At 66.1% G+C, this 11,417-nt stretch carries 8 protein-coding genes and 2 pseudogenes; all 10 read right to left on the minus strand.

All coding sequences use genetic code 11. The annotated features are described in order from the left end of the window. Window positions 1-244, minus strand: a pseudogene (locus tag DD1DGNOD_RS10705) (IS6 family transposase); the annotation flags it as partial. A 78-nt stretch (window positions 245-322) separates the two neighbouring features. Continuing rightward, entirely contained in the window at window positions 323-1,510 is a 1,188-nt protein-coding gene (locus DD1DGNOD_RS10710) for an acyl-CoA dehydrogenase family protein (protein WP_131770021.1), read from the minus strand. Further along, window positions 1,507-2,250 carry an SDR family oxidoreductase gene (locus DD1DGNOD_RS10715; protein ID WP_131766085.1) on the minus strand — a complete coding sequence of 248 codons (744 nt, stop codon included), beginning with the start codon at window positions 2,248-2,250 and terminating at the stop codon, window positions 1,507-1,509. Before DD1DGNOD_RS10715 ends, DD1DGNOD_RS10710 begins: the two co-directional genes overlap by 4 nt. A 373-nt stretch (window positions 2,251-2,623) precedes the next feature. Then, window positions 2,624-4,165 carry a class I adenylate-forming enzyme family protein gene (locus DD1DGNOD_RS10720; protein ID WP_131766086.1) on the minus strand — a complete coding sequence of 514 codons (1,542 nt, stop codon included), beginning with the start codon at window positions 4,163-4,165 and terminating at the stop codon, window positions 2,624-2,626. A 34-nt stretch (window positions 4,166-4,199) separates the two neighbouring features. Continuing rightward, a complete protein-coding gene (locus DD1DGNOD_RS10725) occupies window positions 4,200-5,378 on the minus strand; it encodes a thiolase family protein (protein WP_206443084.1) in 1,179 nt (392 codons plus the stop codon). A 72-nt stretch (window positions 5,379-5,450) separates the two neighbouring features. Next, window positions 5,451-6,242, minus strand: coding sequence for an SDR family oxidoreductase (locus tag DD1DGNOD_RS10730; protein ID WP_131766087.1), 792 nt, complete (start codon window positions 6,240-6,242; stop codon window positions 5,451-5,453). A 145-nt stretch (window positions 6,243-6,387) separates the two neighbouring features. Then, a complete protein-coding gene (locus DD1DGNOD_RS10735; RefSeq protein ID WP_131766088.1) occupies window positions 6,388-6,648 on the minus strand; it encodes a hypothetical protein in 261 nt (86 codons plus the stop codon). A gap of 76 nt (window positions 6,649-6,724) precedes the next feature. Beyond that, window positions 6,725-8,683 carry a hydantoinase B/oxoprolinase family protein gene (locus DD1DGNOD_RS10740; RefSeq protein ID WP_131766089.1) on the minus strand — a complete coding sequence of 653 codons (1,959 nt, stop codon included), beginning with the start codon at window positions 8,681-8,683 and terminating at the stop codon, window positions 6,725-6,727. Then, a complete protein-coding gene (locus tag DD1DGNOD_RS10745; RefSeq protein WP_131766090.1) occupies window positions 8,680-10,767 on the minus strand; it encodes a hydantoinase/oxoprolinase family protein in 2,088 nt (695 codons plus the stop codon). Before DD1DGNOD_RS10745 ends, DD1DGNOD_RS10740 begins: the two co-directional genes overlap by 4 nt. A gap of 478 nt (window positions 10,768-11,245) precedes the next feature. Further along, a pseudogene (locus DD1DGNOD_RS29225) lies at window positions 11,246-11,417 on the minus strand (IS256 family transposase); the annotation flags it as partial.

The raw sequence follows: 11,417 nt of genomic DNA on the forward strand, positions 1-11,417 counted from the left end.
CACCCGGGGTGTGCCGGTATGGCCTGGCCGCATCGATCAGCAGCGGGGTGAACCGGCACACCCACCGGTAGACGGTCACGTGGTCGACGACCAGGCCGCGCTCAGCCAGGAGCTCTTCCACGTCCCGGTAGGACAGGGCGTAGCGCAGGTACCAGCGCACCGCCAGCACGATCACCTCGGGCGGGAAACGGAACCCCGCGAACTCCGACGTCGGAACCGGCGGACGGACACGACGTCGGTGCATCACTCGATCATGACTGATCGGCAGCCGAGACGGCGGACTTCGCCAATGCAACAGTGCCACCTGGTGCTGCCGTGGCCGCTACTGCGGGACCGAGTCGAACGCGTCGTCGAAGGTGTAGCCGTTGAGCAGCTCGCGCGCTGCGACCAGGTACTGGATGGTCGGTGTGCCCTCCTCGAGCCAGTTCAGTCGTGCGTCGCGGTAGAGGCGCTCGATCGGATACATGCGGGTGTAGCCGATGCCGCCGTGCACCAGCAGGGCGCGGTCGGTCACGCGACCCACGGCCTCCAGGCCGAACTGCTTGACCAGGGAGGACTCGGCTGGAACGCGACATTCGCGGTCCCACTTGGAGGCAATATCGGCGAGCATGCCGCGCAGGGCGTAGACGTCGGCTGCCATCTCTGCCAGGTAGCGCTGGATGGCCTGACGCTCGGCGATTGGCTTGCCGAAGGTGACGCGATCCTTGGAGTATTTCAGCGATAGCTCCAGTGCGCGGGTCGCCGTTCCCAGTGAGCATGCGGCGATGAAAACTCGGCTGATCTCGAGTGCTCGTTCGAGGTGCGCGATGCCCTCGCCTTCGGCCCCTACCAGCCCGGTCGCGGGAACCCGGACGTCGGTGAAGACGAGTTCGCCGTGCTCGCCGCCCTTGCAGCCCATGGTCTCTGGAAGGGGCGAGATAGTGAGGCCGGACGAGTCGCGCGGGACGATGATCGCTGAGACTTCCTTCGGGGCGGTCTTGGCGATCACGAGGAAGTGTGAGGCGATGTCGGAGTTGGTGATCAGCCACTTTCGACCGTTGATGACGTAGCGGTCACCGTCGCGGCGGGCGGTCGTCGAGAGGTCCGCGCCGGTGCCGTTGCCGGGCTCGGTCAACGCGAACGCCAGCGACTTCTCGCCGATGGCAGCGCCCGGGAGAATCTCTTGCTTCTGCTCGGAGTTGCCGATCTCGGACAGGGCGTGAGTGAACGAGTTGTGGACGTGCACGATCGCCCGGATGCCGCCCTGGATCTTCGCGAACTCGGCCAGGATGGGCAGGTACTGGGCGATCGACAGCCCCGATCCTCCGTACTCTCGCGGGGTGGTGAGGCCGAAGGCGCCGCACGCCTTCAGCGCCGGCATCACGACGTCGTAGGGGATCTTCTCGGTGTTCTCGATCTCCTGCTCAAGAGGGTCGAGCTCGTTCCAGATCGTGGTGAAGATAGTCTTTCGCAGCTTCACGTATTCATCGGTGGGCAGGCCAACAGCCACGGAATTCCTCCTTGTAATCATAGGGACCAGCCGCCGTCGGCGGCGAGCACAGCGCCCGTACAGAAAGTGGCGTCCTCGGACAGGAAGACTGCGGCTCGTGCGATCTCGTCCACGGTCCCGAATCGGCCGAGGGGGGTTTCCGAGGCGATCTTGTGTCGCGAGGTCTCGGGGACTGCCGCGGTCATGTCGGTCTCGACAAAGCCCGGCGCGAGCACATTGACCCGGACTCCCTTGGGGGCTAGCTCCTTGGCGAGCGAGCGGGCGAAACCAACTGCAGCGGCCTTCGCGCTGGCGTAGGCAGTGTCTCCTGGGAACCCGACGACGCCGACGACGGAACCGACGAGCAGGATGCTCGGGTTCTCGCCGTCGACCAGCATCGGGATGGCGGCTCGGGCAAGCGCCGCGGTACTACGCAGGTTCGCTTCGATGACGCTCCACCACGTGTCAGGGTCGATCTTAGCGAGCCTGCCCCCGTGCCACACCGCGGCGTTGAGCACCAGCGAGTCGAGACGGCCCCACTGCATGCGGACCTCCTCGACTGCACTCAGCGTCGTCTCGGGTCGCGCCAGATCGAGATGCATCGGCAGCACCTGGTCCGGATGCATCGCGGCCAGCTTCTCCATGTTCTCCAGACTCGACCGGTAGGTGCCGGCGACTCGGACTCCTCGATCGAGCAGGTGGCGCGCAATGCCGGCGCCGATCCCGCGCGACGCTCCTGTGACCAGCGCGGTCCGCTCAGTGGTTGTCCGGTTCACGGCCATGTCGTGATTGTACCGATCGGTCCAAAGGATTGTCCAGGGTTTGTATATGTGATGAACGGCGCGACCAAGTGTTCCGATCTTGACGGGTCCGTACCCGCTTTGAACCGGTGAACTTGACATCGATTAGTTGTGTTTGCGGTGGGTGGATATCATTCGAGACGCGTTTGCTGGCGTCGTTGATCACGATTACCGATTCTTTTCCTATCGCTGCGCGAACCGTGTCGGCGTCGGGTCGGTCGTACGCGGCTACTGAAAGCCCGCGTGCCCGGTGGCGGCTCAGTCGAGGACCTCCGGGCCCCATCTATGAGGGTGGTCGCTGCCGGCGTGCTCGATCGCGCGGAGCTGCGCATCGATCGATCCAGCCCGGCATCCGTCAGGCATTGGAGGTCACCTTGCCGAGCCGGTGTTTCTGGACCTTCCCGGAGGTGGTGCGCGGCAGCGGTTCCGTGGTGAAGCGGTAGACGCGGGGAACCTTGAAACCGGCGATGCGCTCGCGCAGGTAGGCCGCGATGGCTTCCTGATCGGGATGGGTGTTCTCGCGCACGACGATGTGAGCCACCCCGATCTCACCCCACTTCTCGTCAGGTTCGCCGACCACCGCTGCTTCGATCACGTTGGTGTGGGCTGTCAGGACCCGCTCGATCTCCGCGGGATACACGTTCAGGCCACCGGTGATAATCATGTCCTTGGCTCGTCCGGCCATGAAGACGAAGCCCTGGTCGTCGTAGCTAGCAAGGTCGCCTGTATGCAGCCAACCGTCAGCTAGTGCTGCAGCGGTCGCTTCGGGTTTGTTGTAGTAGCCGACCATGTTCGCGGGTGACCGGCAGATGATCTCCCCGATGGTGTGCGGCGGGACATCTTGACCGGCGGCGTCGACGATGCGAATGGTAGCGGCCGAGCACGCTTTACCGGTCGAGCCAGTGCGGCCTTGCACGTCCTTGCCGGTGATCAGCAACATCAGCGAGGGGAACTCGCTCATGCCGTAGACTTGCAGAACATCGCAGTGTGGGAGCTTGGCCTTCAGCCCTTCCAATGACGAGGGTGGGACCGGCTCTCCGCCGCTGAGCACCATCGTCAGCGACGAGGTGTCGTAGCGGTCGAACTCGGGATGGTTCAGCACCCGCTTGAGTACAGTAGGCACCAGCAGGACCTTGGTGACGCGGTGCAGTTCGACCTGCCGGAGGAACTCGCCTGGGTCGAAGCCCGTGTTGCGTCCCAGGACAACCCGTCCGCCGCGCCATAACGTCGCGAGCGCCAGGTCGTGGAAACCGGCGGCCCAGCAGAGCGCGGGCACCACGTAGTAGACGTCCTCGTTGGTGATCCCGAAATCGACGATCTGGTGGTGGCTGTTCCATAGGACCGTCGAATGGCTATGCATGGCTCCCTTGGGGAAGCCGGTGGTACCCGAGGTGTACTGCAGCAGGAACAGGTCGTCAGCGCGCACGTCTGGCAGCGGCGGGGGAGCGCCGGCGGCCGTCAGGCTCTCGTAGGCGATGCCGAGCCCTGTGTGCTCTCCGACCTCGATGAGCGTCCGCTTGGCGTTGTCGTGAAGCGCCGGTTTGAGGGCGGGTAGGAGCGTGCCTTCGACGACGATCCATCGCGATTGGCTGTCGTCGAAGATGTACTGCATCTCCGACGCGGCCAGCAGGTAGTTGATCGGGACGATCACGCCGCCGAGTTTGGCCAGGGCGAAGAACAGCTCGACCCACTCGAGCCGGTTGTACATCACCACCGAAACCTTGTCGCCCTTGGTGAAGCCGGCGGCGAGCAGTCCGTGGGCCAGTCGGGTTGAGCGGTCGTCAAGCTCGCTGAAGGTCACGTGCCTGCCGTCGAAGGTGAGTGCGATGTTGTGTGGGCCGGCTCCGGCGTCGGTCACGGTCTTGCTCAGAATGTCGCGCAGGGTGTAGGTGTTCATGTTTAGCTCCTCGGGCGCTGTCGGGTCGGCTGGCTCAGATTCGTTCGACGATGGTGGCGTTGGCCATGCCACCCCACTCGCACATCGTCTGGAGCCCGAAGCGTGCTCGGCGGTGTTCGAGTGCGCCGACCAGGGTGGTGAGGATGCGGGCCCCGCTCGCACCGAGAGGGTGGCCCAGTGCGATAGCTCCACCGTGGACGTTGAGCCGCTCGTGCTCGACCTTCATGTCCCGCATCCAGGCCAGCGGAACTGGGGCGAAGGCCTCGTTGGCCTCGAAGAGGTCGATGTCGTCGACGGTCATCCGGGCGCGCTCGAGAACCTTGCGGGTCGCGGGAACGACGCCCATGAGCATGACGATGGGGTCGTCGCCCACGACCGCGGTCGCGTGAATCCGCGCCCGCGGCGATAGGCCCAGCTGCTCGGCCTTGGCTGCGCTCATCATCAACACGCCCGCGGCACCGTCGCTGAGCGGCGAGGAGTTACCCGGGGTAATCTTCCAGGTGATCTCCGAGAATCGCTCGGCCGCTGCGCTGCTCTGGAAGCTCGGCTTGAGCGTGGCGAGGCCCTCGGCCGTCGTGGCGGGACGGATGGTTTCGTCGACGGAGAGCCCTGGGGCGTCTGTCACGGACATCAGATCCGGTGCGAACGCTTGTCGGGCGGAAGCAGCTCGCTGGTGGGACGTCGCGGAGTAGGCGTCGAGCTCTTCTCGCTCGAGCCCCCAGCGGGAGCAGACCAGCTCGGCTGACAGGCCCTGGCCGATCAACCCGCCGGGAAAGCGGTCCTTGATGCGGGGGCCGAGGTGGTCGGCACCCTGAATGTCGGAGTGCATGGGCACGCGCGACATCGACTCGACGCCGCAGGCGATGACGATGTCCGCAGCTCCGGCTGTGATCGCGTGCGCGGCGAAGGAGACCGCCTGCTGGCTCGATCCGCATTGGCGGTCGATCGTGGTGGCCGGTACGGAGAGCGGGAATCCGGCGGCGAGCACCGCTGTCCGCGTCGGGTTGACCGCCTGCTCGCCGGCCTTGGTCACGCAGCCGCCGATGACGTCGTCAATCATGGCGGGGTCGAGGCCGTTGCGCTCGACCAGCCCGGACAGCACCTCTGCCAGCAGCGTGACCGGGTGGATGTGGCTGAGCGCGCCTTCCTTCTTGCCCTTGCCGACGGGGGTTCGCAGGACGTCGACGATGACGGCGTCACGGGGGATGGTCATGGGAGTAGCGCCTTTCTGAGGTTCTGATGCCCGCCGGGTGCGGAGTGGGCAGGGATCAACGCGGATTCGCTGTCAGCTGCCACATCGGGTTCCGATCGGCAGTAGGGCTGGCAGCGGCGGCATCGTCTTCCCGGTGCGCCCGCCGGGGACGTCGGCGAATCGGTAGGGCAGCGGCGGTCGGCCGGGCTGCACGACGACGACCTCGCTCGGATCGGTGCCCAGAGCGCAGGCGACCAGGGAGGCAGCGACATCGGGGATCTTGACCAGTGGGAACTCGATCCGGTCGAGTGCTTCGCGGGCGGCGCCGAGCATTGCGGAGTCCACTAGTCCGGGGCAGACGGCGTGCAAGCCGACGCCCTTGGCAGCGAGAGTGGGTGCGTACGAGCGGACCAGGCCGATGACGGCGTGCTTGGTCATGGCGTAGACCGGGTCGAACGGCACAGCGGTCAGTCCGGCCAGCGACGCGGTGATGACGGCGTGGCCGCGGGCAGCTTCGAGCTGCGGCACGAGTGCGCGCAGGCCGAACACGACTCCGTCGACGTTCACCGACCAGGCCCGGCGGTAGGTCGGCAGGTCCATATCGAGGATCTCGGCCTGGCCGAGGGCGACACCCGCGTTGAGGATCGCTGCGCTGAGGGGCAGGCCGAGTTCTTTGAGGTGATCGGTGACGGATCGCCATGCGTCGGGGTCGCCGACGTCGAGGCTGATCGCCGTGCCGCCGATGTCGTCGGCGACCGCGATCGCCCGGTCGCGGTCGATGTCGGCGACGATGACATGCAGGCCGTGGTTGGTGAGCTGCCGGACGACCTCACGGCCGATGCCACTGGCGCCGCCGGTGACCAGCGCGGCGGTACGGAAACTCATCGGTTGACGTCCGTCAGGCTGGTCGTGCGGATGCGTGGGTTCATGGCTGATTCCTCCGGATGCCGGAGTCTTGACGGGAACGATCTTGGGGGTGCGTGACTGACGTCTCCGGTGGGGCGAGCTGCCCCACCGGAGACGTCAGTCGTTAGCCGGCGCGCGTGCCCGACCAGCCCCACGTGGGTGCCCGCCACGGCGGCCAGTGGTCGTCGTCAGCGGGGACTTCGACTGCCAGGTGGTGGAAGCAGTCCTGGCACTTGGTGACCATTCGCGGGCCGATGAAGTTCGCGACCGGGTAGCGGGCCACGTTCGTGGACCCGCACTTCGGGCACGTCGCCTCCACAGGCGTCCGAGAGACGAAGATGCGCTCCTCCTCCGGTCGCGGGAAGAACATGCGCTCGACTCCCATCGGGAGCTCCTTTCTCAGAGTGGGTTCGCCAGCGCGGTGAGAACGCCGGAGAATCAATGGTGCGTGGCGTCGGCGTTCAGGCGACCTTCCACTCCAGCGGGCACGCCGTGGGCACCGACCACTTACCGGCCTCGCGGGCGGCAGCGAGTTCGGCCCGTCGGGCCTTCGTGGCCTCCTCGTCGATCGTCGTGTCGTCGGAGAACACCACGCCGTACGCTTTTTCGGCGTATGCCCTGGTGTGCATGCCATCGAGTACGTCGTCGAGGACGTCTGCGATGGGGCGAGCAAGTGGGTCACCCCAGCCGCCGCCACCTCCGACGATCACCCGGATCGCTTGACCGGGCCTGAGCACGATGCCGGAGACCTTCGCGCTGGTGTACTTCGTGCCCAGGCCGAACGTGCCGCCATCGGGAGACGGGACCCCGTTGCTGTCAAACATCCCGAACAACGGCTGGGCGTTACGCAGGTCGAACACGTCGAGGCTCGAGGGTGCGTTCGGGTCGAAGTCTGGGATGAGCCAGCCGTAGAACGGCATCCCGCGTCCGCCGCCCTTGGTGCCGTGCGTGCCCATCCGGGTGCGGTCGCCGGTAACGCTGATCGCGGTCTCTGACAGCGCCGTGATCGTGTAGACCGCGCCGTTGCCACCGCGATGCTCGCCCGCACCGCCGGAGTCAGGCATGATCTCGTGCTGTACGACAACGAGCGGAGACTCTCGCTCGACGTGCTCCTGCACGGAGGTCCGGCAGTTGCCAATGGCTAGGGTGCAGAAGGTGAGGCCGTCGCCCTTCCAGGTCGCCCCCCAGCCTCCGCCAGCGAGGGCGAAGGATGCCCAAGGATTGCCGACGTGGCCGGGACGATCGTCGATGCCGCCAAGCGCGATCGCGCCCAAGGTGCCAGAGTCGCAAGCGATGGCCTTGTCGCTCATTGCCTTGCTCATAGCCTGAACGACGAGGTTGACAATGCGACCGCCGATATCGACGTGGTTGGACACCGACGTAGGGGGCAGGGAGCAGACCGCGCTGCCTGGAGGCAGGATCGACTCGATGGGGCGCAGTGTGCCGCTGTTGACCGGTGACGTCGGATCCACGATGAACTTGATACCCTCGATACACCGTGTCGCCTCACACCACGCGGTGCCGACGTTACCCAGTGGCTGGCGCCCGGTTCCGGAGTAGTCGACCTCCATCGAGTCGCCACGCTTCTTCAGTGTCATCACCAGCGGCACGGATTCGTCGGTGACGCCGTCCTCGTCAATGAGGTCCTCGGCGCGGTAGTCCCCATCCGGGATCTGAGCGATCCCGGCACGCATCGCCGCCTCGGTCATCTCGACGCCATACATGGCGCCCTCATGGACCAAGTCGCGGCCGAACTTGTCGATCAGCTCGCGCAGTCGGCGCTCGCCGATGGCCAAGCACCCGTTGAGGGCTCGTACGTCGCCGAGCACGGAGGCAGGCACGCGGACGTTTTCCAGCAGGTAACTGAAGGCTGCTTTTACGGGCTGGTCGTTTGCATAGAGCAGCGTGGGCGGGAACCGCAGTTGTTCCTCGAAGGCGGTCTGTACGCCGTTGGCGAAACCGCCGGGGATCGGGCCGCCGAGGTCCACCACGTGGGAGGTGGAGTGCAGGACGAACTCCGCACGGCCGTTGATCCGGACCGGCCGCAGGATGTTGATGTCGGAGCAGTGGATGGCGCCGCGCCAGGGGTCGTTGACTAAGATGACGTCGCCGTCTTCGAGGTGCTCCTCATCCCACTCGTTCATCGTGAAGTTGCAGATGTGCTGGGAGGTGAAGGCGTGCTGCATACAGCCCTCCCAGCCCGCGACCATCTCCCAGCCGTTCTCCGTGCGCATGTGGATGGCGGCGGTGCAGTCGTTGATGTCGCGGACGATCGGCGAGAAGGCCGACCGCATGAGGGCCTGGTGCATGTCCCGGGCGACCTCAATGAGGCCGTACCGGACAGTCTCCAGATCGATCAGGTGCTGTGCGCCGCCCTCGGCCAGGCCGCGCGTGCCGCTCGACTCGATCGTTGTAATCATGCGGAGTGTCCGTCCTTTCGGTCCGAGACGATCCGGAGGATGCCGGCGGCGTCCTGTGTGGCCGAAGCCCCGGCCTGCACAACCGTGGTCGCGTAGTCCTCCACGATCAGGGCCGGGCCGGCCACCGGCTCGTCGATGGGCAGCAGGTCCCGGCTGTAGACCGGGGTGTCTTCGTGGGTGACACCGTCGAGCCGGACCGCGGCACGGCGCAGGATCGGGTCGCCCTCACCGGCGTGCGAGGTGTGCTTGGGCAGGGTGGCGCGCGGCGCGCGCCCGGTGACCTCGACGGTGGTGACGATGATCGGCAACTCCTCGGCGGTGAAGCCGTAGCGCTGCTGGTAGAAGTCGTGCACCCGGCCGATGAGCTGCTTGACCCGCGCGTCGTCGATCGCTGTCCGTTCGATGTCGAGTCGGTTGTCCCAGGTCTGGCCCGAGTACATCGCGAAGATGGCGCGATCGAAGACGATGTCCTTCTGCGCGGCGCCCTGGGTGCCCAGACTGGCCGCCACCTGCCGCTCGAGTTCAGTGAACATACCTTCCCAGTCCGTGTCGCCGTCGGTGGACAGCACCGTCATCGGTGAACGGGCCGCCGAGACACGCAGGTCACTAGTGAGCAGGCCGTAAGCGGAGAACTCGCCGGGCGCTTGCGGCACCACGACCTTGTCGACCCCCATCTCCCGAGCCACCTGGTGGGCGATCATTGGGCCGGCTGAACCGAAAGCCAGCAGACTGAAGTCGCGAAGGTCCAGTCCGCGGTAGGTGGAGATCGAGCGGATCGAGCCGGCAACGTCCGAGCAGGCCAGCCGGTAGGCGCCGTCGGCGAGCTCCTCGACCGACATGCCCATCGGGTCGGCGACCGTCTTGAGCGCTGCGCGGGCCCGCTCGACGTCCAGGTTCAGCGCACCGCCAGCGAACAGGTCCGGCTGCAGGATGCCGAGCACGACGCAAGCGTCGGTCAGGGTGGGCCGCTCGCCGCCACGGCCGTAGCAGGCCGGACCGGGCACCGAGCCCGCGGACTCGGGCCCGACCCGCAACGTGCCGAGTGAGTCGATGTGCACGATGCTGCCGGCCCCGGACCCTACCGAGCCGACGTCGACCACGGGCATCGTCATGGTGAGTCCGTGCTCGACAGCCCAAGAGTCGGTCATGGGGGTGGTGGCGTCGCGGATGGTAGCGACGTCGGTGCTTGTGCCACCCATGTCCATGGTCAACAAGTTGCCGTCACCGCACGCGCGAGCGAGGTCGACCGACCCGGCCACACCGCCAACCGGGCCGGACACCAGCTGGAACACCGGAGCCTTGGACGTCTCGGCGACGGAACCGACTCCACCGTTCATCGTCATCATCCACAGCGTCCCGCCGAAGCCCGCGCTCTCCAGCGCGCCTTCCAGACGGCTCAGGTACGTGGTGACGATCGGCCCGACGTAGGCGTCGAGGGCCACGGTGACGGTGCGCTCGTGCTCCTTGGTCACCGGGTAGATCTCCGAGGTCTGGATGTAGACGCCCGGGAGTTCCTCGCGCAGGATCGCCGCCGCCCGCTGCTCGTGGGCCTGATTCAGGTAGGAGTTGAGGAAGCAGATAGCCACCGACTCGATCCCGGCCGCGCGGATCTGAGCCGCGACCTCGCGGACCTGCGCCTCGTCGAGCGGCACGACCTCCTGACCGTCCCAGCCGATGCGTTCGCGGATGCCGTACCGGTGACGGCGCTTGGCTACAGGACGCTCCTGGTGCGGGCGTAACCAGGTGGGATCGTAGAAGTGGGGCCCGAACTCGCGGTCCATGCGCCCGATGTCGAGGAGATCGCGGTGCCCCTCGGTCGCGAGGAGAGCGACCGAGGCGCCCTGGCGGCTGAGCACCGCGTTGATGCCGGCTGTGTGCCCGTGCACGATTTCAGCGATGTTCTCGAGGGGGATCTCGAGGCCCTTGAGTGCCGCCAGCACTCCGACTTCGAGCTGCCCCCTGGTCGTCAGGACCTTGTGATCGCGCGTTTCGGCGGTTTCGCGGTGCATCGCGATGACGTCGGTGAACGTCCCACCGACGTCGACGCCGACCCACCACGAACGCGTCGCGTCAGAATTCGCCACGGCATCTCCTTTCCCCTAGCTTGGATGAGCGTTATTGCCCGACGCACAACACGGCTTCGTACAGGACTCGCGCTCGCGTGCGGATACCTGTATGGAGCATCCGTCCTGTGGCCGGATGAGCAGTGATTTGCCTCTTCAGAACGCACTCCGCGCCGCCACGCGCGTCATCCTGACAGCCAGCCAGCGATTGGACATATCGGTCCAAGCACTCGGTGGAACAGTCGACCACACGGCAACTGACGATGTCCGAGTGTCAGCAGCTCAGCGGCGCAGTAGCGGGCCATAGTGGCGTGGAGCACACGCGAACCGTACCTCTCTGGACTGATCGGTACAAGACCCTATCTTGAGGGCGGGGTCTCGGCACGTTTACGCTAAGCTAATGATCCAAGACTTGAGGTGGCTACGACGGGTTGGCTTGTGGATAGAGCCCCGTGGAGTGGTGTAGATCCGCTCGCGTTTCGCTCTGCATTCTTCTATATTATGCGGCGTGGAGTTCGGGGGTGTCGAGGGGGGTGGGTGTGATTTCTTCGGGTGTTGTGGTGGTGGTTTTCTCGTCGATTTTCCGCATGGATTCCTCGGAGAGGTAACGGCGGTCGGAGACCTGCCATTCGTCGTGGGTTTCGATGAGGACAGCGCCGGCGAGGCGGAGA

Origin of the sequence: Candidatus Protofrankia californiensis (assembly GCF_900634765.1) — a bacterium.
GTDB classification, from domain to species: Bacteria; Actinomycetota; Actinomycetes; order Frankiales; family Frankiaceae; genus Protofrankia; species Protofrankia californiensis.

What these genes read in the sequence shown, in the direction of transcription:
- DD1DGNOD_RS10720 (WP_131766086.1), bottom strand. Translation starts at nt 4,165, where the DNA reads ATGAACACCTACACCCTGCGCGACATTCTGAGCAAGACCGTGACCGAC.
- DD1DGNOD_RS10735 (WP_131766088.1), bottom strand. Translation starts at nt 6,648, where the DNA reads ATGGGAGTCGAGCGCATGTTCTTCCCGCGACCGGAGGAGGAGCGCATC.
- DD1DGNOD_RS10725 (WP_206443084.1), bottom strand. Translation starts at nt 5,378, where the DNA reads ATGACCATCCCCCGTGACGCCGTCATCGTCGACGTCCTGCGAACCCCC.
- DD1DGNOD_RS10710 (WP_131770021.1), bottom strand. Translation starts at nt 1,510, where the DNA reads ATGATTACAAGGAGGAATTCCGTGGCTGTTGGCCTGCCCACCGATGAA.
- DD1DGNOD_RS10730 (WP_131766087.1), bottom strand. Translation starts at nt 6,242, where the DNA reads ATGAGTTTCCGTACCGCCGCGCTGGTCACCGGCGGCGCCAGTGGCATC.
- DD1DGNOD_RS10740 (WP_131766089.1), bottom strand. Translation starts at nt 8,683, where the DNA reads ATGATTACAACGATCGAGTCGAGCGGCACGCGCGGCCTGGCCGAGGGC.
- DD1DGNOD_RS10715 (WP_131766085.1), bottom strand. Translation starts at nt 2,250, where the DNA reads ATGGCCGTGAACCGGACAACCACTGAGCGGACCGCGCTGGTCACAGGA.